Origin of the sequence: Pseudomonas sp. RL_105y_Pfl2_101, assembly GCF_963970585.1 — a bacterium.
Classification (GTDB): domain Bacteria; phylum Pseudomonadota; class Gammaproteobacteria; order Pseudomonadales; family Pseudomonadaceae; genus Aquipseudomonas.
Window position 1 is genome coordinate 1 of record NZ_CAXAPG010000047.1, and the last position, 24,322, is coordinate 24,322.

Consider the following 24,322-nt stretch of genomic DNA (forward strand, 5'->3'; position numbering starts at 1 on the left):
TGTCGGATTTCCGGATATCAAACAGGGCAGCGACTTGGCGATAGGACAGCTCTTCCTCTCGCATACGCTGCAATACATTCAGCTTGAACTCAGGGCTGTAGTTCTTCTTTCTCTTACTTTTGAGGCCTGCGGCACCAAGCGCCTGATATGCCGCAATCCACTTTCGAAGCGAAGAGGCATTGACCCCGTGACGATGCGCGACCTCTCTGTGACCTGCGCTCCCCGAACAGTAATCTTCAACAACCGACAATTTCGCCTGCTCTGTGTACTTTTTCATGACACCCCTGGATGTTGATGTCCAACATTTCGGGGTCAGATCATTTTAAGCGGACGCAATTACCCTTAACGTCAGGATCGCTATGCGACAACGTAAGTCCTACCCGAAATCCTTCAAGACCCAAGTCGTCCAAGAGTGCGAGCAGCCCGGTGTTTCCGTGGCGGCTATCGCGATCAGGCACGGGATCAACCCTAATGTCGTTCGCCGGTGGATACCGCTTTATCGTGACCAGCAAGCCGTCGCGCTGCCAGCTTTTATTCCTATGAAAGTCACGCCGGTCGAACCAAAACAAAAGATTGGAGCGTCGGCGATCATTGAGCTGCCACTGGGAGAGCAGTCGATCACCGTGAAGTGGCCAACTTCAGACCCTGACGGATGCGCCCGCTTTGTCCGAGGGCTTGCTCTGTGATCCGCATTGACTCCATCTGGCTCGCCACCGAGCCGATGGACATGCGCGCCGGTACCGAGACGGCATTGGCCAGAGTGATCGCGGTGTTCGGTGCGGCGCAGCCGCACTGTGCTTATCTGTTCGCCAACCGCCGCGCCACGCGCATGAAAGTGCTGGTGCATGACGGTTTCGGGATCTGGCTGGCGGCTCGGCGTTTGAACCAAGGCAAGTTCCATTGGCCAGGCATTCGCCAAGGCTCTGAAGTGGAGTTGGATACCGAGCAACTTCAGGCATTGGTGCTGGGTCTGCCATGGCAACGCGCAGGTTCTGGAGGCTCGATCACACTGCTTTAACGGCTGCCATTAGCCTATAGGTCTATCGCCGCGAATTGCCTGCTCTGGCAAAATCGGCCCCATGACTTCGCTACCTAATCTCGATCACCTGACCCCTGAACAACTGCGCGCCTTGGCGGCGCAGTTGATGCAGCGTGTCGAGACGCTTGACCACCAGGTCGACACGCTGGGCAAGACGGTCGAAACGATGGGTAAAACCGTTGAGACGATGGGCAAGAAGATCAACCGCGATCAAACGGTGATCGAGAAACTGACCCACGAGATTGCCCAACTTAAACGTTTGAAGTTTGCCAAGCGTAGCGAGCAGATGAATCCTGAGCAGGCCAGTTTGCTCGATGACTTGATCGACACCGATATCGCCGCGATTGAGGCCGAGCTTCAAGCCTTGCAAACAGTACCAGCGGCGACCGAGAAAAAGCAGAAGCCCAAGCGCACTACATTACCGGCTGAGTTTCCACGCACACTGATCCATCACGAACCGGACAACACCCACTGCCCATGCGGCTGCGCCCTCAAGCGCATCGGCGAGGACGTCAGCGAGAAGCTGGACTACACGCCCGGCGTGTTTACCGTTGAACGCCATGTGCGTGGCAAATGGGTCTGCGATGACTGCGAAACCCTCATTCAGGCACCGGTTCCGGCTCAGGTCATCGACAAGGGCATCCCGACCGCTGGGCTGCTGGCCCACGTCATGATTGCCAAGTTTGCTGACCATTTGCCGCTTTACCGTCAGGAATCGATCTTCGGTCGAGCGGGCCTGGCGATTCCACGTTCAACCTTGGCTCAATGGGTTGGCGTGACTGGGGTTCAGTTGCAGCCGCTGGTCGATGCGCTGCGCGAAGTGGTACTCGGGCAGAAGGTTATTCACGCCGATGAAACACCTGTGCAGATGCTCATGCCGGGAACAAAGAAAACCCACCGTTCCTATGTTTGGGCCTACGCCACCAGCCAGTTCTCGAACTTGGCAGCGGTGGTTTACGACTTCAGCCCCAGCCGCGCCGGAGAGCACGCTCGCAACTTCCTGCAAGACTGGAAGGGCAAACTGGTGTGTGATGATTTTGGTGGCTACAAGGCCAGTTTCGAACTCGGCGTGACCGAGATCGGTTGCATGGCCCATGCACGGCGCAAGTTCTTCGAACTGCACGCGACCAACAAGAGCACGCTCGCCGAGCAAGCCCTGCGCTACATACAATTGCTGTACGAAATCGAGAGTGAAGTCCGCGACCTGGAACCGGATTTACGGCGCCGAATACGGCAAGAAAAGGCCGTGCCGGTGATGGATATGCTACATGCCTGGATGATCGCCCAGCGCGATCTCGTGCCCGAAGGTTCGGCTATCAGCAGAGCACTGGATTACAGCCTGAAACGCTGGGCAGCGCTGTCGCGCTACCTCGATGACGGGGACGTCCCCATTGATAATAACTGGTGCGAGAACCAGATCCGGCCGTGGGCACTGGGGCGCAAAAACTGGCTCTTCGCAGGGTCACTGCGCAGCGGCAAACGGGCGGCGGCGATCATGAGTTTGATCCAGTCTGCTCGGCTCAATGGCCATGATCCGTACGCGTATCTGAAGGATGTTCTTACGCGCCTGCCGACGCAGCGGGCGAGTGAAATCGATCAGTTGCTGCCGCATAAGTGGCAGCCGGTCTAATCACGCAAGGCGTGATGCCCGGACGCATACACACAAACAAACCAAAACTCCGTTAGTGGTCGCCATGGGGCCAGAGCTAATGCAGAGGTCTGACCCAGAGACTCGCTACTATAGAGACCGGCCACTGATAGAATCGGACTGGTTATGCATAAAACCCCTCTGAGAAATGGCATGAGCGCAGAATTGACGGAAGAAGAGATGCGCCGGGCGCTGTTCGGCGGTGCCGAGCACCTTGCAAAGGTTAGTGCGTCACCTGTGCAAGATACGCTCTCGGATATCGTGATCATTGAGCCGGCAAAGGCAGCGGAGAAAAAGAAGGTCGCGAAAGCGTTTACGCCGAGGCTGAGAGTCACGCTGCGTGTGGGCAACGAATTTGAGGGTAAGACGCACGAGATGGTCCATGAAGCCGATACGCTGAGTACATTCCTAGCAGAGCAAGAAGCAACTAGGGCGGCCAGGAAGAAATTCAGGTTTGTCGAAGTAGTTTCGGTCAAGCCGACGTAGGGCGGGCCCGATTTCACGAGGCTCGCTCACCCAGCATTGAGTCGTCTTCGATTTCGTGGCTAACCCGATCGACGTCTTTGGGGCGAAAGCGGCAAAGTCTAGCGGCGTGATGGATTTCTCCACCGCAGATAGTGAGCAAATGCCACAAATTTGCCACACTCACCCCGCTAACCGGGGCGAAAGCTCGCTAATCCCAGCTATCACAATCCTTTGATTTTCCAGCTAATCCCCGCTAACGTATTGATTCTAAACGTCGACTTTTAGGACTCCGAAGGCAGGGGTCGTGGGTTCGAATCCCGCCTGGTGCACCATCTTCAGAATCAAAAGCCCCAGGTCGCAAGACCTGGGGCTTTTTTGTGGGCGTCTAACCTTGGGAGCCTGCAAGTAAGCAATTCAGGCATTAAAAAACCCCTGAGCGGTATCAGCGCCGCAGCGCATCAACCGACAGGGGCCGTGTTGCAAATAACTAAAGAGGCCAGGTTTCCATCGCCAACCGACTCGGGCAGACACTCAGTGGTCGATCAACCAAGACGATACCGTCCTTGGCATTTCCCAAGGCTTGGACGAGAACGTTGGTATCGAGAACTATGCGCACCTCATCCCCTTAGGTTCTGAATCGTTCCATGGGGATCATCCATCTCGCTCCAGGTGATACCACCCAGTTCCTTGAGCTGGGTAACCGCACTGCGCAAAGAAGTTTTTTCAAGCCTCTCGTAGGACTGAATGAACATTTTTCGCAGCCGCCAGCCGCCATGCGGTCGACTTTCCCACTCACCCTTTCCATGAACGCGAACATACTTGAACAAGAGCTTGCCCAGTTGTTCAGCCAATACCGTATCGGCTTCACAAAGAAGAGTTTCGCCACCAGCGCCCTCAAGCCGAACAGGAACCGTCTCGTCTTTTCCACCAACGACATACAGGCGCCCTTGAACGCTACCCTGCTTGATGACGACCATGGGAGGGGGAGCGGTCTTTGCTTTGGGGAATTGAAGGATGTTCGCATCTGCGGCTTGCAAGACACCATCCACTCGATCTTGCTCCATCAATGCAGAGAGTTGCAGGTACGCCTTTCTTGCACGCTTGGGCCCAACTCCCTGAGCGGCCTCACGCACCCTGTTCAGGACGTGGGGATACTTGTCGTCTTCCACCCAAGTATTCAGGCAAACGCAACCTTCGGTGACAGAGTCGAAATGAACATTATCTTGCGAGCCGAAAAGCTCTGCGAGCTCGCACAGATAATCCGTCAAGCGAGCCATAGAGAGCTTGCCAGGGTCGGTTCCGTCGAGTTCGAGCATCAGCTTTTTCATGCTGGCGAGTATAGTTCCGCTCATGTGATCCTGCTATGCCTGCATTTGTAACGCGACTCCCGAGTGTCGTCCGCCTGGCAAGTGCCCCTTCAACTTTTGGAATCAGTGACGTTCGAATACCCGGCCTTTATGACCGAGAGTTTTGTATGCGTTGGTTTCACTCAACGCTTTCGCAACGCCTCCAACCGCGCCGGCAAGTCTTCCTGGGGGAAACGCTTGTGCAGCGCCAGCAGTTTCTCATCCGCGGCCTCGCTCTCACCCGCCTCGCGCAAACGCAGGATTTCCATCAGGCCCTGCTCCAGCGATGGCAGTGCAGCCGGCGCCGATTTGCTCATTTTCGCCGCAGGCTTGTCCGCCAAGGACTGCATCGGGCTTGCCGGGGCTCGGGCCCGTTCGCCCTGGGGCGCCATGCGGGTGATCGGTGCAGGGGCGGGCATGGCCGGCGGTGGTGCGGCGGCAACGGCGGGCTCCTGCCGATCGGCGGAAAACTCCATCGAGGCGGGTGCGGCCAGCTCGTCGTGGGGCACGGGCGAACGCAGCACCAGGCCAATCATCAGCGCCACGCCGGCGACCGTGGCGAATGCCATTTGCCAGCGCGGCCGTTGGCAGGCTTGTAGCCAGCGCTGCCACAGGCTTGGCGTGGGCGTCGGGGCTTCGCGGCGGGCGGCGGCCAGGACGAAGGCGTCCAGGGAGGCCGGCGGCTCGGCGCTGGCGTGTTGGCGGAAATGCTCAATCAGCATTTCATCGTCAGGGGCCGGGATGTGTTTGGGGTCGATCATGCAGGTACCTCCTCGGCCAGCAGTCGATGTAATTTCTGCTGGGCGTAACGCAAGCGGCTCTTGACCGTTTCCAGTGGGGCGCCGGTCAGGGCGGCAATCTGTGGCAGCTCCAGGTTACCGTGCAGGCGCAGCAGGAAGACTTCCCGCTGATCTTCGGGCAAGACCTGCAATGCAGCGTCGAGACGCGCCTGGTCGCGACTCAGGCTCAACTGTTGCTCAGGGCTGCTGGTGTCGTCGGGTTGGACGTGAAGCTGCTCGTCGTAGCTATCGTGCAACGGGTTGTGGACGCCGTGCTTGCGCCAGTGGTCGATCAAACGGTTGCGGGCAATCTGGAACAGCCAGGTACGAAAACTCGCTCGGCCTTGTGGCTCGGTGGCACTGCGAATCAGGCTGAGCCAGGTCTCCTGGAAGACTTCCTCAGCCAGTTCGGCCTTGTTGCTCAAGGACACGAGGAACCGGTAAAGCCCTTGCCGATGGCGGGCGTACAGGGCCTCGAAAGCAGCCCCGTCGCCGTTGCGGTAGCGGGCCAGCAGCGATTCGTCGCTGGGAGAATCAAGCACAGCGGGCATATGGGTGACGAACTCCTTTCGATGTAGAACACGGTCTTGCCGATTGCAGAGGACTCTGTGGGAGCCGGGCTTGCCCGCTCCCACATTTTGATCCCCGTTGTGGCCAGGATCAGCGCTTGGCCGCAGGTTCAAGGCTTTTGGCCAGCTCCACCAACTGCACAAACTCGGCACGCAGCCCAAACGGATCGTCACCTCGGGCCGAGCGAGCCAATTGCGCAGTGTCCTTCAAGCTCATGTTCCCAGTGTAACGACCATCCCCCTTGAGCTGCTGGGCGAAGGCGGCCACGGCGGCCGAGAAACGCAGGTCATCGCTGGCCTTGTGTTCGTCCTGCGCGCCCGCAATCGGATGTTCAATCAATCGACTGCTACCGCCCTCAGCGGGTTTGTAGCGTACGCGCAGCATCGCCAATTCTCCTGACTTACTCGCCGGCTGGGGTGTGCTGGCATAGCGCAGCGGCTCCAACCAGCCCGGCTCGCCTTTCGGGACAATTTCATACAACGCCGTCACCGTATGCCCGGCGCCGATCTCACCCGCATCGACCTTGTCGTTGTTGAAATCCTCACGCTTGAGCGCCCGGTTCTCATAACCCAGCAGACGATATTCGCTGACTTGGGCGGGATTGAACTCCACCTGCAACTTCACATCCCGCGCCACCACCGCCAAGGTGGAACTGAGCTGGTCGACCAAGACCTTGCGCGCTTCGAGCAGGTTGTCGATGTAGGCATAGTTACCGTCACCGGCGTCAGCCAATTGTTCCATCAGGTGTTCATTGTAGTTATCCACACCGAAACCCAGTGTTGTCAGGGAGACGCCGCTTTTACGCTGGTCCACGGCCATCTGCTTGAGGCTGTCGAAGTCACTGATGCCGACGTTGAAGTCGCCATCGGTGGCCAGCAGAATGCGGTTGATGCCCTTGTCGATAAAGCTTTCCCGCGCCATCTGGTAGGCCAGTTCAATACCCGAGGCTCCCGCCGTGGAACCACCGGCGTTCAACTGATCGATGGCGTTGCGGATCTTCACCTTGTCGCGCCCCGAAGTAGGCTTGAGCACCATCCGGGACTCACCGGCATAGACCACCAGGGACACCCGGTCCTGGTCGCGCAGTTGATCTACCAGCAGTTTCAGCGTGCTCTTGACCAGCGGCAGCCCTTCGCGACGGTCCATGGAACCGGAAACGTCCACCAGGAAGACCAGGTTGGCCGGCGCCAGATCCGCCACGGCGCGATCGCTGGCCTTGATGCCAATGCGCAGCAAGCGAGTGTGGGGGTTCCACGGCGATGGGGCCACCTCGGTGGTCACGCCAAAGGGCGAACCGTCGGTGGGCAGAGCGTAGCTATACGGAAAGTAGTTGACCATTTCCTCCAGTCGCACGGCACCTTCGGGCGGCAGGCTGCCTTGATTGAGCCACCGTCGCACATTGGCGTAGCTGCCGGTGTCGACATCCACGCTGAAGGTCGAGACCGGCGTTTCGGCCACGCTGTGAATCGGGTTGTCCGGCAGCTTTTCGTACTGTTCGCGCGGCTCGGCGCGGTACCCCCCGGCAACTGCATCGTTCGCCACACTTGGGGCGGGCATCGATGCCGGCTTCATGAGCATGCGCCTGACCGTCGACTGTCGTACTTCGGCGATCTCGCCTTGCGGCACAACGCTGGGCGCCACAGGCAGCGGTTCGGACGGCTTGGCGGCCTCCCGGGAAGACAACCCACAACCGGCCAACGCCACCAGCAAAGTCACGGCGAAGCCCTGGGCAGCAGGACGCATAAAGGGATGTGGACGGAACATGGGCTGAACCTCGTGAATGAATGATTCGTACACAGGGTCAGACGCAGGGCGCACGGGGTTCGGGTTAACGATCAGGAAATTTTTTTAATGCGCTGAAAAGACAGCCCTGGCCAGCCAAAAGTGCCCAGGGCGCGACGGCGATTGGAGCAATCGCCAACACCTTGTAGCAGGTATTGCTAGCGGGACGGAATGCCCCGCAAATCATCGGCGATGAATCCGCTCAAATGACCGGTGTAATAGTCCTCGACATCGGAATTGCCTCTGTTCGTCAGAGCTCCTGTCATGCCTTTCAAGACCTCAAGTTGCCCGATCGTCCCACCCGGCATCAGTCCCTGGCGGGCCTGGGCAAAATGCAGCACTTCGACACCGACCTTCTTCACCTTGACCTGATACTTGAAATCGACACTGGCCAGATACGTACCGTCGGCGACGATCTTGTTCATGAAACCACCTTGGGTGTCTTGAATACGGCGCGCATAGACGGCGTCGACGTCCAGCAGATAGTCAGCGGTTTCCTTGCTGGAGGCGTAGCGATTGCCGTCGAGCAGGCGGACGATCAGGTCGGTGTGGAGCTGGTCACGGACTTTTTCGTCGGGCAGAAAACGTTCGTTTTTACCGACGACTTCAACGTTGAACGTGTCGATCCAATAGGTAGCGGTCTCGGGGATCGCCACCGGCGCAGGGGAGATGTAGTAATCGGGCCTCGAAGCGCAACCTGCCATAAGGCAGAGGGCCAGCAAGAGGGTAAAAACTCGCATGTTTGAATTCGTCCTTGAGAGGTAGCGGCATAATGGCGGCTGCATTTTACGGAGTTTGAATGAGCGCTCAAGTTGTTTGGCCTTACGGCATGCGCTCGGTCCCCCAGCGATATCCAGGAAGCGGAACTCTATAGCCTTGAGGGTGGCATCGCTAAAACCCGGGCTTTCAAGAACGGGTGTTGCCGGGACAAGTCAGTTGCGGCAAACCTCACTGAAGCGAAAACAGTTTGAGAAGCGATACGAACCTCGTAAGATCCCGCCGCCATTGTGCTATCACGTCTTCAAGGACGACCTCAGCATTCTTTCCCGCATACCTGCTGCAATTTGTTGACTCTTCACTTCAGGAGCATCACGTGAAACTACCGTCTCCCATCCTGCTGTCGGGCCTGATCGCCGCAGCGCTGCTAACCATGGCCGGTTGTGCCTCGGAGAGCTCCCGGGCACTGCCGGTGGAAAAAGTCGCCAGCGCCAGTATTGCCTATGCCGGCCAGCGCGTACCGATCGCCGTGGGCAAGTTCGATAACCGCTCCAGTTACATGCGCGGGATCTTTTCCGACGGCGTTGATCGTCTTGGCGGTCAGGCCAAGACTATCTTGATCACCCACCTGCAGCAGACCAACCGCTTCAGCGTGTTGGACCGCGACAACATGAGTGAGATATCCCAGGAAGCCGCGATCAAGGGTACAGCTCAGAAGCTCAAGGGCGCTGACTACGTAGTGACCGGCGATGTGACCGAGTTCGGTCGCAAAGAGACCGGCGACCGCCAGTTGTTCGGCATTCTCGGTCGCGGCAAGACCCAGGTGGCCTACGCCAAGGTCAACCTGAACGTGGTCAACATCAGCACTTCCGAAGTGGTGTATTCCACTCAGGGCGCCGGTGAATATGCCCTGTCCAACCGTGAAGTCATTGGTTTCGGCGGCACCGCCAGCTACGACTCCACCCTCAATGGCAAAGTCCTGGACCTGGCCATGCGCGAAGCGATCAACCGCCTGGTGGATGGCATCAATGCCGGCGCCTGGAACCCGCGCAACTGAATAACCCGTACTCAAGGAGTTGTACACGGATGAATAAGGTAGTGAAGTTGGCGCTGATGCTGACAGTCGCGACGGTCGCCGGGTGCCAGACGGCGCCTCAGGGTTTGTATCAATGGGAAAGCTATCAGCCGCAAGTCTACGAATATTTCAAGGGTGAGCCCAAGGAAGCCCAGGTCGAAGCATTGGAGCGGGACCTGCAAAAGATCAACGCCAGTGGCCGAAAAGCGCCGCCGGGTTACCACGCCCACTTGGGCATGCTGTACCTGAGCATGGGCAAGGATGACCAGATGGTGCAAGAGTTACGCACCGAGAAGGCGCTGTTCCCTGAGTCTGCCGTATACATGGACATGCTGCTCAAGAACGCCAAGACCGGAGACGTCAAATGAGCCTTTTGAAACTGACGGGCGCCCTGCTGGCCCTGGCGTTGCTGGGCGGCTGTGCCGCCCCCAAGACCATTGACTATTCGGCCTTCAAGCAGGCTCGACCCAAGTCGATCCTGGTGTTGCCGCCGATCAATGAATCACCTGAGGTGCAAGCGTCCTACAGCCTCGTGTCTCAAGTCACTTACCCGTTGGCCGAAGCCGGTTACTACGTGTTACCGATTGCACTGGTGGACGAAACCTTCCGCCAGAATGGCCTGACGACGGCAAATGACATCCAAGGCGTGGCTCCGGCCAAACTGCATGAGATTTTCGGCGCCGACGCGGCGCTGTACATCACTATCACGGAGTACGGCACCCGCTACATGCTGATCTCCAGTGAAACGGCGGTCACCGCTTCGGCCAAGCTGGTGGACCTGCGCACAGGCATCACCCTGTGGACCGGCTCGGCTCGCGCCTCCAGTGAAGAGGGCGGAAACAACAGCGGTGGCGGGCTGGTTGGTATGCTGATCACTGCGGCGGTCAAGCAAATCATCAACAGTTCCACTGACGCTGGCCACCCGATTGCCGGTATTACCAGTGCGCGTCTGCTGTCGGCGGGTCAGCGCACTGGGATCCTGTACGGGCCGCGTTCGCCAAAATATGGTTCGGATTGATTTATCTGCGATCAACCGCCTGGCCACCATTGGGTGGCCAGGTACTGTCTTTTCAGTGCTCAGGATTCGCTCGATTCGATTCTGGTGTTCGTGCCGGTGGTAGCGATTTCCCTCGGCGATAGCCCGCGCCGGGTATACCCCTGCCCCGCCTATCTGCAACAGCATGGCACGCCCCTCGTACCAGCTGATCGGCCTCGTCATAACGGTTTGGCGTTCACGCTGCTGGAGCATTACGACCTCTGGCGGTTCGACCAGGATGGCCGACAGCACAGTGTCACGATCAAGGGCAACGTCACCTGCAACAGCCGCGAGGCGATTCGGGAAATGGTGCTGTCGGGGCTAGGCGTTTCGCTGTCGCCGCAGTGGTTGTTCGCGGCCGATGTTCGCCAGGGAACCGTCTGCACCGTGCTTGCCGATTACCAGCCACTGGCGCTGCCCATCAGCGCCGTGCTCAGTCAAGACCGACGCCGCTCGGCACGAACCCGGGCCCTTGTGGATTTTTTGCGCGAGCGTGTTTGAACAGCCGGATCAGGACTCACAGGCCAATGACGCCTGCGCAGCCTTCCCATGCCGCCCCGGAAAATACGCCGCCGCAGCCACGCCCACCGCCCCCATTACCCCGCAATACGCCACGCACACCCACGGGCTCCACGGCACCAGTGCAATCAGCATCAACGGGGTCATGCTGGCCCACAGTGCATAGGCGATGTTGTAGGTGAGCGAGATGCCGGACACGCGGATCTTCGGCGGGAACAGGCTGACCATCACCGAAGGCACCGCGCCGACCACGCCGCAACCCAGCCCGGCCACGGCGTAGGCCAGCCCCAGCCAGGCGCCACCGCTGATCAGGCTGGCGTAGAGCACGGCGATACCCACGGGCAACAACAGGCTATAGAGCATGACCGTGCGCCAGGCGCCGATGCGGTCGACGATGAGGCCGGCCAGGACGCAGCCGATGTTCAGGAACACGATGCCCAGGCTGCTCAGGCCGAAGGTGTGGCTGGGGGTCATGCCGAAGCTTTTCTGCATCACGGTCGGGGTGATGACCACGAACACCACCACGGCAGAGGTCAGCACGCAGGTCAGGATGGCGGCGGGCAGCAAGGCCTGGCGGTGGTCGCGCAGGACCGTGCGCAACGGCAGTTCCGCAGCACCTTCGCGATTGGCTTGCAGGGCCATGAAGATCGGCGTTTCACTCAGCCAACGACGCAGCCAGACGCCGATCACGCCGAAGACGCCCCCCAACAGGAACGGCAGGCGCCAGGCGTAATCGAGAATTTCTTCCGGCGTATAGATCCGTGCCACCGCTGTTGCGGTCAAGGCACCCAGCAAGTAGCCGAAGGTCAGGCCGGCCTGGAGGAAACCCAGGGCATAGCCGCGATGATGCCGCGGCGCATGTTCAGCCACGAACACCCAGGCGCTGGGCACCTCTCCGCCCACAGCCGCACCCTGCAGGATACGCAGCGCCAGCAACAGCAACGGTGCGAAGTAACCGATTTGCGCGTAGGTCGGCATCACGCCGATGAGCAGGCACGGCAAGGCCATCATCAGGATGCTCAGGCTGAACACGCGTTTGCGCCCCAGGCGATCGGCAAAGTGCGCCATGAGAATGCCGCCCAGGGGCCGGGCCAGGTAGCCGGTGGCGAAAATCCCGAAGCTTTGCAGCAAGCGCAGCCAATCGGGCATTTCCGGCGGGAAGAACAACTGGCTGAGGGTCAGGGCGAAGAAGACGAAGATGATGAAATCGTAGATCTCCAGTGCGCCTCCCAAGGCAGCCAGGCCCAGGGTCTTGTAATCGGATCGGCTGAATCGGTCACTGGGTAGAACAGGGGTGGCAGTCATAGGCAGATTTGAACAATACGTTTGAGAGAGAACGACGGCTCAGTCGTCGCGATCATTAATCACCGGTTGAACCGGCAGCAGCCCTGGCTCGGCGTGTTCGGCGTCTTCAGCCTCGTCGACAGGCAGGAAATCTTTGCGACTCTGGGCGATGGCACGGCGCATCTCGTCGCCCTTGGTGGGGCAGTTCAAGAGGCGGGCGATGCCGTCGGGTTTCTGCGTCATCGCCATCCTCCGGCATGAGTGAACAGGGGCTCGATAGTGCTCGCTTTTGGCGCGTGATGCCAATGTTGTGGCGGGGCGCCAGCGCCATTGTAGGGGGCTGCTTCACGCCCAGCGGGAGCAAGTTCCCTCGCCACAGGGGTTTTGTGCTGTTCGGGTCAGCGGTGGTAGCGGCGCACTACGCTGCTGTTGCGCAGGACGTGGCCTTTGATTTTCTCCATCAGTTGGGCCCGTGTGAGGTCGGCTGGCAGGGCTTCCGGCGGCAGGTCCAGGGCGAAAAGCTGGATCAGGTAGTGGTGAGCGCTGTCGCCGACAGGCGGGCAAGGGCCGATGTAGCCGTGGGTGTTCTTGCTGTTGATACCGCTCATGCCTTCCAACGAGGACTTGGTACCGGCGCCCGTCGGAACCTGCCGCGTAGTGGCCTTGATGCCGTAGTGGATCCAGTGGTCGACACCTTGGCCTTTTTGGCCGTCCGGGTCCAACATGACGATGGCGTAGCTGAGGGTGCCGGGCGGGCCGGCGTTCCAGCTCAGGGCCGGAGAAATGTTCTTGCCACCACAGGTGTTGGCGTCACTGGCTGCCGCTGCCGTGAAGAGACGGTTGTCCGACACGCCTGGAATGCTGAGGGTAAAACGCTCTTCGGCCTGGGCAGCCCCTTGTGCGCACAGCACCAGGGCGACGGCCGCCAACCAAGGGGAGAAGAGGGAGTTCAATCGGATCATACCGGGGCACCTCGTGCGTGTCTGGCCATGGGCGGCTTGCAAACTATAGCCGCAGCTTTGCCAAGGTTGCAGTGACAATTATGCTGAACCTCGTTCCGGCCCTGCGACTCCAAAGGGAAACGTCCGCCGGAGAATGACCATGTCTCTGCATCAAGTCGCCCGTTTCGCCGATGTTCGTGAAGACCGCGGCCTCGAAGTCAAAATCGACGACACGTCCATCCTGCTGTTGCGCTCCGGCGATCAGGTGCGCGCCTTCCAGGGCAAATGCCCGCATGCCGGCGCACCACTGGCCAAGGGCGCGGTGTGCCACGCAAGGCTGATTTGCCCGTGGCACAAAGCCGCGTTCCGGGCTGAAGACGGTGCCCTGTGCGAACCCGGCCCTCGACAGCCTGGCGCGCTATCACGTCGAGGTCCGGGACGGTGACGTCTGGGTCGACGATCAACCGCTGCCAACCGATAAAGTCCCGCCGGCCGATGACCCGCGCACGTTTGTCATCATCGGTGCCGGGGCTGCCGGCACGGCTTGCGCGGCGGCGTTGCGCGAGAAGGGTTTTGGCGGGCGAATCCTGATGATCGACCGCGAAGCTGAAGCCGGCTACGACCGTACGGTGCTGAGCAAGTATGTGTTGGCCGGCGATATGGCGGTCAACGAGACGGCGCCGCTGCGCGATGAAACTTATTTCACCCAGCAACACATCGAAAGGCTCCACGCCGAGATCACCCATTTGGACCCCAATGCTCGTCGCATCCAACTCGCCGATGGCCGGCGCCTGGACTACGACGCCGCGCTCATTGCCACCGGCGGGGTACCCAAGATGCCAGCACTGCCCGGCATCGATTTGCCGCAAGTCTTCGTGCTGCGTTCGATCGCCCACGCCCGACAGATTCTCGACACGGTCCGGCCAGGGCAACAGGCGGTGATCATCGGCGACAGTTTCATCGCCATGGAGGTCGCCTCGTCCCTGCGCAAGCGCGAGCTGGACGTTACGGTCCTGGCCCGACATCCGGTGCCGTTCGCCGCACAATTGAGCGAGAGCGTCGGCCAGGCCATCCTGGCCCGACACCGGGCCAATGGTGTGGTGTACCGCACCGACAGCGAAGCGGCGCAGATCGAGGGGGCGGGCAAGGTCGAAGCCGTGGTGCTGGATAACGGCCAGCGCGTTGCTGCGGACCTGGTGATCATCGGCGTCGGCGTGCGCCCGGCCACCGAGCCCTTTGCCGGGTTGCCACGGGAACAGGACCAGTCACTGTCCGTTGACGCGGGCATGCGAGTGACTGATGGCTTATGGGCCGTCGGTGATATCGCGACCTTCCCCCTGAACGGCCAGCCCCAGCGCATCGAGCATTGGCGCCTGGCTCAGCAACAGGCCCGCATTGCCGCTGCGAACATGCTCGGCGGCGACGAACACTATCTGGACGTGCCGTTTTTCTGGACCTATCACTTCGGCAAACGCTACGACTACCTTGGCCATGCCGAGCACTGGGACGAAGTGGAATTCAAGGGCACGCCCGAGCATCCGCCGTTTATCGCCCTGCTGGGCAAGGACGGCCTCGTTGCCGCCGCAGTGGCCTGTGATGAAGGCCGGGCCATGGCGGCGTTGGCCCAACGCATGAAACAACCGTTGCCGGTGGACGAGGCTTGGCGGCTGATCCGGGATTTTTCGTCCTAGCCCCAAATCCCCTGTGGGAGCGGGCTTGCTCGCGAAAGCGTCGGCACGGCTTGCGTCAATGCACGGAGTGATCGGCCGGCAGGTGAGTCACCCGGGGGCGCTCCTGTGGCGCCAGGGGCGATGGCTGCATGTCGCAGCTGAGCAAATGGAAGTGCGGCACAACGTGGCTGATGTCGCCGTCCTGGTTGTTGTGAATAGTCTTCGAGCCGGGCTGGCGCAGCGTGTCCAGGCGCTCGTCGGTCAACTTGAAACTGGCGCTCAAGCCCTGGTCATTCACGACGGGGGCCGGCGACCGGCGCTGGGCGAAGCTGCGGCTTTTGCGCTGTTGGTAACGCGCCCAGGTAATCAACAGCATCGCGTTGACCAACGCGATCCAACCATAAATCTGCAAGGTCCCCAGGGTATCGAACAGAGCCCCTCCCGGGCGCGGACCGGCCTGACTCGCAAACAGCGGCCACAGCCCATTGACCAGCAAGTACAACAGCCCCACCCACGCCAGTACGGTGAAAAACGCGTCGATGAGCACTAGAAAAGGCCGTTGCCGGGTCCTGATAATTTTCATCGGATCACTTCCTCTTCTTCATCATCGAACGGTTTGATGCCGCGATCCGGGCTGACCCAGCGTGCACGCTGCTGATGCTGTCCAAACAACACTTTTGGAAAACTCACCAGCGTGGTGAACAAGCTGATCAACCAGAACACCAACGGGTACCAGATCACCCAGAACATGATGTGCCACAGGCCTTTTTCGTAACGCCGATCGATCAGGATGCTCACCGCGAATTGCAGCATGCACACCACCGCCAGCAACAGCCCGGTGAAGGCCGGCGGCATCAGGTTATCCACGGCAATGGCAGCGGGCATTTCGACAAATTTGCCGGCGCCCCAGAAAATCACCGACAGCAGGAACGTGAACGCCCAACCGGTGGACAGGCAATATTCGAACAACAGCGGCCACAGGTAGCGGTGGCGGTATTGCCAGATGCCACGGATGTTTTTGAACAACACCTCGGCGCCACCCTGGGCCCAGCGCAGCCGTTGCCGCCACAGGCCGCGCAGGGTTTCGGGCATGAGGATCCAGCACAGGGCGCGTGGCTCGTAGAAGATGCTCCAGTGATCCAGTTGTAGCTTCCAACTGATGTCGATGTCTTCGGTGATCATGTCCGGGCTCCAATAGCCAACCCGGTGCAGGGCCGTGCGCCGGAATGCGACGATCACGCCGGACACGGTGAAAATCCGCCCGAAAACCCGCTGGGTGCGCTTGATCAAGCCAATGATCGAGGAGAACTCGCCAACCTGGACCCGGCCCACCAGGGTCGAACGGGTGCGGATGCGCGGGTTACCGGTCACCGCACCGAGGCGGGCGTTGTCCAGCATCGGCGCCACCAGGTAGGCACAGGTGTTCGGCGCCAGCAGCGCGTCACCGTCGATGCACACCAGGTATTCGCTGCGCGCCGCGATGGCGCCCATGCGCAGGGCCACGGCCTTGCCCTGGTTTTCTGCCAGGTGCAGGACGCGCAGGCGCGGGTCTTGCGCTGCCAGCTGATCGAGCATCTGGGCGGTGTTGTCCTTGGAGCCGTCGTTGATGGCAATGACTTCGATGTTCGGGTAATGCTGGCCCAGCGCCGCGTGAATGGTGTCGGCGACGTTATCGCCTTCGTTGAAGCACGGGATCAGGATGCTGATCAATGGCTCGCCGGCCAGGGGCGGTGGCAAGGTGTCGTCCTTCCACGGCCAGTGGCGCTCCCAGTGCAGCCAAAAGTACAAGCCGCCGGCGATCCACAGCCCGGACATGAACAGCGGGTAAAAGAACACGAAGTCCATCAGGAATTGCCCGGTGACCAGGAAGATCAGGCCCAGGGGCACCCCAAGGACGATCGCCAGCACCAGCAGAGCGAGCAGTCTGTCGAGCATGTCAAGGATTCCACTTGTTGGAGAGCGCCGGCCGCACGACCTTCACAGCAGGCTGGTCTTCGATGAAGTTGTCCGGGTAGTAGCCGAAACTGGTCACGCCTTTGCGCTTGAGGCGCCCCATCCAGTCGGCCAATTGTTCACCGTCGATGTCGCTGACCGGCTTGCTGTGCCAGTCCCGGGCCTGCAATTCGAACACCGTGCGCTTGAGCGCGCCGGGGCGAGCCTTGACCGTGTCCACCAGGCGATCGAGCCAGGGGCCGGATTGCTGGAGGGTCTGGTTTTCCATCAGCGGCATGGCCATTGGCGCCGTCCAATCATAGGCGCCGAGAAAGTCGTCGAGGTTCTGGGCGAACCAGGCTTCGCTGTCAGGATTGAGCATCGGTTCGGCAAAGATATTGCGCGCGGTGCGAACCTGCGGGCCACGAATCGCCCGGACCTTGGCGGTCAGCTCATGGGTGAAGTCGATGAGATAGCGGCTCTTGAAGCGGGTCCAGCGTTGCATCGCCGCAGGATCGGCCCGCAGGGTGGCGATGGACGTCGGCAGGCCGTTGGCGGCATAGACTTTCAGGGCCGCAGGGCTGGCATCCTCGAAGTCGGAGAACACCGCGTCGTCATGGTACAAAACGCCTTCCAACGAGCTCATCCGCGCCAGGTCTTCGTAGATCTCGCCGATGACCTTGCGCACGTTCGGGTCGAACGGCGACAAGCGCACGTACTGGTCCGGGGCAACACCCGTCTTACCGGTTTCCGGATCCCAACGCTGTACCCGCGAAAGCTTCGCGTCCAGGGCGAAACTGAGCACCGGCATCCAGGCATAGACCTTGGTGTTGGCCCGGGTGCGCAACTGCCATGCCACCCGATCGAACAGGTCGGCGCGTACCGGCAGGTGACGGTTGGGGAAGTACAACGAATGCACGAGGCCGTCGCCTTTCGGATCGGCGAAGGCTTGCAGGAACACTGTATTGGCGCCCAGGTCGGCAATGCGCTGGACCAACTGGCCGACATTGGCTTCCTGCTGCACCGGGTCCGGATCGTAGACATAATCCAGATCGGCATGCACCACGCGCATCGGGCCAACCGTCTGCACGGACACGACGCTTTCGGCGAAGTGGGCGCCATCCGGATCGGACGCCACCAGGAAGCGAGGACCACTCATCAGGTTGCCCAGGCTGTCGAGACCGTCCTCCAGGGTCAGGGCCATTTGATAGCCCTCGCTGCCAATCACCTGCAACGCGGTACCGTCGGCTTCACCGTAAGGCCAAACCCAGACGCGCGGGCTGTAGCCGGTGACCTTGCGAACTTTCTCGGAAATGGCCACCACGTCCTTGCGTAGGCGGGTCTGGAAGTCGGCTTCGGTCTCATAGCTACGGGTGACGGGGTCATAGCGGCGGGTGGTCGCGGCGGGTTGCTGGTTGCCTTGCGGGTTGGCGAGGATGCCTTTGTGGTTGGCATCGGTGTGGGCGGCGATTTCCACCAGGCCCGATTTGGAAACCTCGCGAATCTGCTCCCAGGTCAGGAACTCGGAACGCTTGCGCGGTACCCCGGCGAAATCCACCGTTTGATTCAGCGGCGTGTCCACCCAACTGCCGACCGGGGCGAGGATCGCCGGCCAATTATAGGCGCGCAGAATGGGCATGACGCGGGTATAGAAGCTTGAGTAGCCGTCGTCGAAACTCAGCAGCACCGCACGCGGCGGCAGTTCCGGGCCGCCATTGCGGGCCGTGATGATCTGATCCACGGTGACCGGCTGGTAGTTGTTTTCCCGCAGCCACGCCAGCTGTTCGATCAGGCGTTCGGTACGCACGGCCACTAGCGCTTGGTCCGGGTCCCGGTCGTCGACATCGTGGTAGGCGATGCCGAGCACATGGTTCTTGGGCCACGGGGCGTCATTGGCCGCCAGCGGGCGCTGCGAGGGCGGCGTGAACGCCGGGGCTTGCTGGGCACAAGCGCTGATCAGCAAAGCCCCCAGCAGAAGGATGAATCGCGAAATGACAGGCATTTTCAAACTCTTCTAGAAGCGATAGGTGAGGTCGACAAGCAGGCGCAGATCGCTTTCACGATCGCCGTCGTAGGGGCGGTTGAGCCAACTCAGCGCGGCGCCTGTCTCCAGCACGTCGTTCCAGATGAAACGCTGGCCGTAGCTGAGCAATCCCACGGCCGCGGTGTTGTGGTCGCGCTGGCTGTAGGTGCCAGCACCGATCTGGAACTGCTGGCTCCACGCGGTCTCGTAGCGGCGGTACAACACGTGGTTGGCGCTCACGGTCGGCATGACGCTGAAGTCCGATTTCGGGTTGAAATAAGGCACTTCGTTGGAGCCGCTGTTACGGCTGGCACCCACTTCCAGACCCAGCTCCACTTGCACACGCGGTGTGCTGTAGATGCCTTCACGACCGGTCAGCTGGGCTTCGAGGCGGTTGTTGCCATCGCTGAAATGGGACGGGCTGACAGCCAGTCGCCACTCGCGACTTTCATTGGCGCGCCAGCGTACGAAGCCGCTACCGCCGTTAGCGCGAATGCCGCTGTTGAGCGCCCGCAACGGGGTATTGGCCGAGAGATAATCCAGGCTAGCGCCGTACTGCCAGTGGTCGTCGATGTCCCGGGCCACGGCCAGGCGCGCGCCCTGCTTGTCACCTGAGCCATAGGAATGATTGGATACCTCGGCTTCCAACGTCATGTCCCGGGTGCGACGCTCCACACCCAGACGCTGCCAGCGGTGGTGGCCGGTGCCTTCCTCGAAATCACCGGTGGCGTAGCCGGCACCGCCGAATAGCCGCCAGTCTTCATCAATAGGCGGGCTGTAGAGCAGCGTCTCGACTCCAAAGTCCCGACTGCCAGTGACGGCACCGGCGCCACCGTTACCACCGCCATAGCTCTTGCCGGTGTAGGCCTCGATGCGCAGTTCAGCCATGTCGTGCACGTCGCGTTGGCGTTGCAGGCGTTTGGCATGGGCGTTTTCCGGATAGCGGGCGACCACGTCGTCGGTCAGTGCATCCATCTGCCGCCATTCCTGCAAATCCATGGCTGCGCGGGCCTGGGCGATTTCCAGGTCACGGCTGCGCGGGATCGTGGTCTCGACTTCCTTGAGCAGATTTTCCGCACGGCGCGGCCAGTCACGGGCCTGGAACAGATCGGCTTGGGCCAGGCGCATGCCGGTGTTGCCGGGGCCTTGGTTGACCAGCGTTTCCAGGCGCGCCTCGGCAGAAGACAGGTCGGCGCCGTACGTGCCGGCCTGGGCGGCGAGTTGCTGGGCGTCCATCCACTCATCGTTGGGGTTGCCGATCGGCAGACCCTTGAGCTCGATACGCGGACGCTGGGCTTTCGCCATGTCTTCGGCCAATGCGCGGGCCTCTTCGGATTTTTCACTTTCCAGCAACGCGTAGTAGAGCGCGGTGCCGTCCTCAAAGCGCTCCGCAGGATCAGCATCCGGCGCCGCCAGTACTTGGCGGTACAGATCGACGGCGATTTCCGGCTCACGCTGTTCCAGGTAGGAAGACGCCACCCAACGCAGGGCATACGTGGGAATGCTCACGCCTTCGGCGATCAGCTTCTGGTATTCGGCAATCACTTCAGCCCGACGGGCGCGGGCATTGAGAGCCCCCATGCGATCGATGCGCCAACGGAGTACGTCGTCATGGGCCTCTGCCACCGGGGTCCAGGTAGCGAGCAACTTGTCGTAGTCGGCCAAGGCGCGGTCGGCAATGACGAAGCGCTCCTGTTCACTGCGACTAGCCATGTCTGCCAGGCGCACCCGTTCGGCGGCTACGTCCCCCTCCAGGCGACGCAGCACGCCACGGTCGATCAGGCCCGGCTGCAGACGCGCCAGGCGCAGCGCCGGCTCGGGCAGTCGCGCGCGTTGCAGGGCATAGATGTATTCGCGGGCAATCTCTGGGCTGTTGCCGGCGCGGGTGAAGGCCTGGTCATATTCGAACAGCGCTTCGTGGGGGTTGTTGGCGCGGGTCAGGGCATAACCCAGGGCCAGTCGACGCATCGGATCTGTCGGTTTGGCGGCGACCATGGCTTTGGCGCGGGCGACAGCTTCGTCGGGCTGGCCGCCATCGGCCTGGGTCAAGGCCAGGCCGAGTTGCAGGTCGGGGTTCTGAGGATCGATCACCAAAGCCTGGCGGTACAGCTCGGCCGCCGAATCCCATCGCTTGAGGTTTCGATAGGCGCGAGCCGTAGCGGTCAGCGCCCGGACAGGCAGCGCTCGATTGCGGCCCTGGGTCTCATAGACCGTCACCACCTCGGCGTCGAGGCCAGCCCAACTGGCGATCTGCAGGTGGTCGCTGATCTGCGCAGTGCTGGCCTGGCCAGCCGGCACTTGGCGCAACGCGGTCAGCGCAGGCGTGTAATGGCCTGCACGGGCGTCGAACACCATCTGGTCATAGGCGGTATCGGCAAACGCCAGCAGCGGCCAGCACAATTGGCTGCACAGCGCGACGCGAAACAACGGTCGTAAACCACGTTGAATAAAAGGACCCACAGTACGCGGCATTCGTCAGCATCCTTACATGGCCAGCCGGGTCGCAGTGCCCCCTTGCCCATCAAACAGGAAGCCGGATCAAAGGAATCCAGCCAAGCTCTAATGGGCCTAGTCTTGCACTCTCAGGCGGGTCATCTTCAGGAACGCCACAATTATTCAGAATCGCTACAGATTTCGGCGCAGCAGAGCTGTCCGATGGGCGTAAAAAAACCCGGCCATGCGTCATGCACGGGCCGGGTTCTGGGATGTGACTTGAACGCCTTACTGGATGGCGACGCCACCGCCCAGTTTGCTCATCACAAATGCCGAGAATTGCTCAACGGTCATCTTCTGGCCGTTGAAGTCGACCAGGTTGTTGGCGTAGTGCAATTTGGTGACGACATCGTTGCCGTCGAGGGTCGCCAGTTGAGTACCGACGGCCATGGCGCTGAACATATCGCTGGTGGCGGTGGCCTGATCGGCGATCAGCTTGGCATCGGTCTGGCCTTCCATCTGTGCCTGCACGGTCATCAGGTCCACCAGCATCGGCTTGGAAACCTTGAGGTTGAAATCCAGCAGGGCGAGCAACTGACGGCCCAACTCTTCCGGTGGCAGGTCCATGGACTGCGGCTTGGCCAGATCAACGATCAGGCTGGCACGGCTTTCACCGTTGGCGGTGTTGAAGGACAGATTTTCCAAAGCCACCTGCGGGGCGCCGGCCAGGAGTTTCTCCAGATCGGCCTTGACCTGCGCCTCTTCGGCTTCGGTCAGGCTCAGCTCTGGCGCCGGCTCACCGGCTGCAACGGCCTCGGCGGCAGCTTTTTCGTAAGGTTGCAGCTTGGTCTGGTAAATCTGCATCAGCGACATGGTGGCCGGGATGTCCAGGTTCTTCAGACTGACAGCCATCTGCGCCGAACCAATGGTCTTGTCGTTGAACGACAATTCACCGATCTTGTAATCGGCACGCCCCGAAGCGCTGGTACCACTCTCGGTGCTGCTGTTCTTCATCTCGAAATTCTTCAGGCCCAGCACCGATTTCGGCTCACCAAAGGTGGCCTTGGTGCTGCTCAGCAGCAGGGTGTTGTCACCCATGTAGTAACCGTAGGAGCTTTTGCTCAAGTTACTCGCCAATGTCAGGCCATTGAGCTCAACCTGCACGGGAGTCTGGTCTTCGGCGACGGTGGTCAGCTTGAAGCTGTCCATATAGCCGTCGGCCTTGACCTTCTGTGCCTGGGCGCTGGCGGACAGGTCGATTTTAAGACCGGAGAAGGTGAGCTGGGATTGCTCATCCAGCTTGGTATCCACGGGCAGCAGCTCGTAGGTGCCATTGATGGATTGGTCGTATCCCAGGTTGACCACACCTTTGAGCGGCGATTGGTCCTTGGTGGCGGCGAACCACTTGTCAGTCAGCGGATTGCGCTCAAGGGCGGTGTGACTGGTGGCCATGACCGGCAGCCATTTGAGCGTTATCAAACGCGAAAATGGCAGTGGGCCGTGTTCGATCTGATCGACGAAGAGCAGCTCAACCGGCTCGCCACCGAATATCTCGCCCTCGCCCTTGAGGCGGTAGTGTGCGGTGCTGCTGAACGTTCCACGATCCATGGACACCAGCTCCAGGGTGGCAGTGCTATTAGACCCGGCCAAGGCTGTTTGCATCTGTTTGTTGCTATCGGCAACAGCATTCGTCAACACACCTTCGAGTTTGGTCCCGGTGTACCAGGCGCCGCCCGCGCTGACAGCACCGACAGCCACAACGATTCCTAGAAGTATGCTTGCTGATTTATTCATGAGTGACCCGATTGATATCCATGGTTGAAAAAAGTCGTCGTCTTCCCTGACCCGCAAAGGGTGTGGCTCGACGCCGTAAAAGAGGTGGGGAGATTACCATCAGGCACCCGTGCGGGCCCAATGTTTAAAGGGGGAAAAACGTTTTCTTGCGAGGAGGTCTACGAATATTGGACTTCGATCTCGTCAAGTTGATGGTCGAAAGTCTTGAGGCGGGCCGTCCAGGTGTACACCAGCACTTCGAAATCGCGATTGATCACCGCCGCACCCGATGAGTCCGCGCGCGAATCGCAGAAGTCCAGCTGATAGCGCTCACGGGCCATGGCGTTAGCTACGTCACACAACTCTCGGGCGTTGTTGAGCCAATGCCAGCCGTCCTGGGTAACTTGCTTGTCCAAGGCTGCGCATTGGGTTTTCAGGGCTTCCAGGCTCTTTTCCAGCGGGGTACCGGTGAGCTCCCCCATGACTTCCTGAAACGTGCGGCCAGGCTGCCAATAGCTGCCCCAGAAATAACGGTCAAACACCGTTTCGACACGTCGCAGCGCAACCTTGGTGTCCCAAATCAGCACCAGCGTCTTGCCTTGTTCAAGGTGTTTTTTCTTGATGCGCTGACCCTGGAGCGATGCCCAGGCCACGATTGCAATGGATATCACGCCGATCAACGCCGCCGCGCTATCGAGGAACAACAGCGCTTTGTCGATCTGGTGAGTGAGCATGACGCCATAAAAATAAGTGGCCGAAAGCAGCAACAAAGCCGCAATGGCGCACCAGAAGCCGGGAGCATAAGGGCTTTTCATTATTGGAATCCCCATGACCAGTGACGTCGCGGGCCCTTGGTCGCCAAAGGCCGACTATCACAGCATAGCAACGGCATCGGGGGTTTGCCGGGGCATCAGGGGCTTGATCCGATTACCGGCCAAAAACGACAAAACCCCTGGCTGCTGATGCAGACAGGGGTTCTGGGAATTCAATCTTGACGATGACCTACTCTCACATGGGGAAACCCCACACTACCATCGGCGATGCATCGTTTCACTGCTGAGTTCGGGATGGGATCAGGTGGTTCCAATGCTCTATGGTCGTCAAGAAATTCTGTGACCGACCCGTTCAACAGCAACGTTTCGGTAAAATCGATGACTTCTACTAAAAACAAAACCCCTACCTGCGTCAGCAGATAGGGGTTTCGGAATTTAATCTTGACGATGACCTACTCTCACATGGGGAAACCCCACACTACCATCGGCGATGCATCGTTTCACTGCTGAGTTCGGG

At 60.3% G+C, this 24,322-nt stretch carries 22 protein-coding genes, 2 rRNA genes and 2 pseudogenes; 9 read left to right on the forward strand and 17 right to left on the reverse strand.

Features of this window, described 5'->3' with window-relative positions:
- Positions 1-277: transposase (locus tag AACY31_RS26710; protein ID WP_339505404.1), on the reverse strand; the 277-nt coding region annotated here is incomplete at its 3' end.
- A gap of 82 nt (positions 278-359) precedes the next feature.
- Between AACY31_RS26710 and tnpA the strand changes: the two genes are divergently transcribed.
- The 4 genes from tnpA (at position 360) to AACY31_RS26730 (ending at position 3,173) form a co-directional block, all read left to right on the forward strand.
- Positions 360-686: an IS66-like element accessory protein TnpA gene (gene tnpA, locus AACY31_RS26715; protein WP_265536884.1), complete on the forward strand. Its 327-nt coding sequence runs from the start codon at positions 360-362 to the stop codon at positions 684-686.
- On the forward strand, positions 683-1,018 hold the full coding sequence (tnpB, locus tag AACY31_RS26720) for an IS66 family insertion sequence element accessory protein TnpB (protein WP_265536883.1): 336 nt from the start codon (positions 683-685) through the stop codon (positions 1,016-1,018). The genes tnpA and tnpB overlap by 4 nt, the downstream gene beginning before the upstream one ends.
- Before the next feature lie 61 nt (positions 1,019-1,079).
- Positions 1,080-2,669: an IS66 family transposase gene (gene tnpC / locus AACY31_RS26725; RefSeq protein WP_339505405.1), complete on the forward strand. Its 1,590-nt coding sequence runs from the start codon at positions 1,080-1,082 to the stop codon at positions 2,667-2,669.
- A 171-nt stretch (positions 2,670-2,840) separates the two neighbouring features.
- Positions 2,841-3,173 carry a hypothetical protein gene (locus AACY31_RS26730; protein WP_339493101.1) on the forward strand — a complete coding sequence of 111 codons (333 nt, stop codon included), beginning with the start codon at positions 2,841-2,843 and terminating at the stop codon, positions 3,171-3,173.
- 596 nt (positions 3,174-3,769) lie between these two features.
- Here AACY31_RS26730 and AACY31_RS26735 read toward each other — a convergent pair.
- The 5 genes from AACY31_RS26735 to AACY31_RS26755 all read right to left on the reverse strand — a co-directional run bounded on the left by AACY31_RS26735 (position 3,770) and on the right by AACY31_RS26755 (position 8,369).
- Positions 3,770-4,480: a hypothetical protein gene (locus AACY31_RS26735; protein WP_339493102.1), complete on the reverse strand. Its 711-nt coding sequence runs from the start codon at positions 4,478-4,480 to the stop codon at positions 3,770-3,772.
- 161 nt (positions 4,481-4,641) lie between these two features.
- Positions 4,642-5,259, reverse strand: a complete 618-nt coding sequence (locus AACY31_RS26740) for a hypothetical protein (protein ID WP_339493103.1) — start codon at positions 5,257-5,259, stop codon at positions 4,642-4,644.
- Positions 5,256-5,828, reverse strand: coding sequence for an RNA polymerase sigma factor (locus AACY31_RS26745; protein WP_339482898.1), 573 nt, complete (start codon positions 5,826-5,828; stop codon positions 5,256-5,258). The genes AACY31_RS26740 and AACY31_RS26745 overlap by 4 nt, the downstream gene beginning before the upstream one ends.
- Positions 5,829-5,937: 109 nt before the next feature.
- Positions 5,938-7,611 (reverse strand): vWA domain-containing protein, encoded by a 1,674-nt coding sequence (locus AACY31_RS26750; protein WP_339493104.1) that lies wholly within the window; start codon positions 7,609-7,611, stop codon positions 5,938-5,940.
- 176 nt (positions 7,612-7,787) lie between these two features.
- Positions 7,788-8,369: a hypothetical protein gene (locus AACY31_RS26755; protein WP_339505406.1), complete on the reverse strand. Its 582-nt coding sequence runs from the start codon at positions 8,367-8,369 to the stop codon at positions 7,788-7,790.
- Between the two features lie 410 nt (positions 8,370-8,779).
- Between AACY31_RS26755 and AACY31_RS26760 the strand changes: the two genes are divergently transcribed.
- From AACY31_RS26760 to AACY31_RS26775, 4 genes and pseudogenes are all read left to right on the forward strand, one after another.
- On the forward strand, positions 8,780-9,403 hold the full coding sequence (locus tag AACY31_RS26760; protein ID WP_162493981.1) for a CsgG/HfaB family protein: 624 nt from the start codon (positions 8,780-8,782) through the stop codon (positions 9,401-9,403).
- A gap of 29 nt (positions 9,404-9,432) precedes the next feature.
- Positions 9,433-9,789, forward strand: a complete 357-nt coding sequence (locus AACY31_RS26765; RefSeq protein WP_339482902.1) for a DUF4810 domain-containing protein — start codon at positions 9,433-9,435, stop codon at positions 9,787-9,789.
- Positions 9,786-10,439, forward strand: a complete 654-nt coding sequence (locus tag AACY31_RS26770) for a DUF799 domain-containing protein (RefSeq protein WP_116643461.1) — start codon at positions 9,786-9,788, stop codon at positions 10,437-10,439. The genes AACY31_RS26765 and AACY31_RS26770 overlap by 4 nt, the downstream gene beginning before the upstream one ends.
- Positions 10,440-10,535: 96 nt before the next feature.
- Positions 10,536-10,958 (forward strand): annotated as a pseudogene (locus tag AACY31_RS26775) (substrate binding domain-containing protein); the annotation flags it as partial.
- A gap of 9 nt (positions 10,959-10,967) precedes the next feature.
- Here the strand turns inward: AACY31_RS26775 and AACY31_RS26780 are convergent.
- From AACY31_RS26780 to AACY31_RS26790, 3 genes are all read right to left on the reverse strand, one after another.
- The gene (locus AACY31_RS26780) at positions 10,968-12,281 is read right to left on the reverse strand and encodes an MFS transporter (protein WP_339505407.1); all 1,314 of its coding nucleotides are present in this window, start codon (positions 12,279-12,281) and stop codon (positions 10,968-10,970) included.
- A 39-nt stretch (positions 12,282-12,320) separates the two neighbouring features.
- Entirely contained in the window at positions 12,321-12,503 is a 183-nt protein-coding gene (locus AACY31_RS26785; RefSeq protein ID WP_339482905.1) for a hypothetical protein, read from the reverse strand.
- A 155-nt stretch (positions 12,504-12,658) separates the two neighbouring features.
- Complete coding sequence (locus tag AACY31_RS26790; protein ID WP_339482907.1) at positions 12,659-13,222, reverse strand: YbhB/YbcL family Raf kinase inhibitor-like protein; 564 nt, start codon at positions 13,220-13,222, stop codon at positions 12,659-12,661.
- A 139-nt stretch (positions 13,223-13,361) separates the two neighbouring features.
- On the opposite strand from AACY31_RS26790, the pseudogene AACY31_RS26795 reads away from it, so the two are divergent.
- A pseudogene (locus AACY31_RS26795) lies at positions 13,362-14,892 on the forward strand (FAD-dependent oxidoreductase).
- Positions 14,893-14,947: 55 nt separating this feature from the next.
- On the opposite strand, the gene pgaD reads toward AACY31_RS26795, so the two are convergent.
- The 8 genes from pgaD to rrf (AACY31_RS29115) all read right to left on the reverse strand — a co-directional run.
- Positions 14,948-15,454, reverse strand: a complete 507-nt coding sequence (gene pgaD, locus AACY31_RS26800; RefSeq protein ID WP_339482908.1) for a poly-beta-1,6-N-acetyl-D-glucosamine biosynthesis protein PgaD — start codon at positions 15,452-15,454, stop codon at positions 14,948-14,950.
- A complete protein-coding gene (gene pgaC / locus AACY31_RS26805; RefSeq protein ID WP_339482910.1) occupies positions 15,451-16,806 on the reverse strand; it encodes a poly-beta-1,6-N-acetyl-D-glucosamine synthase in 1,356 nt (451 codons plus the stop codon). The genes pgaD and pgaC overlap by 4 nt, the downstream gene beginning before the upstream one ends.
- 1 nt (position 16,807) lies before the next feature.
- Positions 16,808-18,805, reverse strand: a complete 1,998-nt coding sequence (gene pgaB, locus AACY31_RS26810; protein ID WP_339482911.1) for a poly-beta-1,6-N-acetyl-D-glucosamine N-deacetylase PgaB — start codon at positions 18,803-18,805, stop codon at positions 16,808-16,810.
- Between the two features lie 12 nt (positions 18,806-18,817).
- The gene (gene pgaA / locus AACY31_RS26815; protein ID WP_339493107.1) at positions 18,818-21,298 is read right to left on the reverse strand and encodes a poly-beta-1,6 N-acetyl-D-glucosamine export porin PgaA; all 2,481 of its coding nucleotides are present in this window, start codon (positions 21,296-21,298) and stop codon (positions 18,818-18,820) included.
- Positions 21,299-21,547: 249 nt separating this feature from the next.
- A complete protein-coding gene (locus tag AACY31_RS26820) occupies positions 21,548-23,053 on the reverse strand; it encodes a YdgA family protein (protein ID WP_339482915.1) in 1,506 nt (501 codons plus the stop codon).
- Positions 23,054-23,211: 158 nt separating this feature from the next.
- Complete coding sequence (locus tag AACY31_RS26825; RefSeq protein ID WP_339482917.1) at positions 23,212-23,847, reverse strand: NADH:ubiquinone oxidoreductase subunit N; 636 nt, start codon at positions 23,845-23,847, stop codon at positions 23,212-23,214.
- Positions 23,848-24,021: 174 nt separating this feature from the next.
- Positions 24,022-24,137: ribosomal RNA gene (gene rrf, locus AACY31_RS26830) — 5S ribosomal RNA — on the reverse strand.
- Between the two features lie 107 nt (positions 24,138-24,244).
- Positions 24,245-24,322 (reverse strand): 5S ribosomal RNA (rrf, locus tag AACY31_RS29115); the annotation flags it as partial.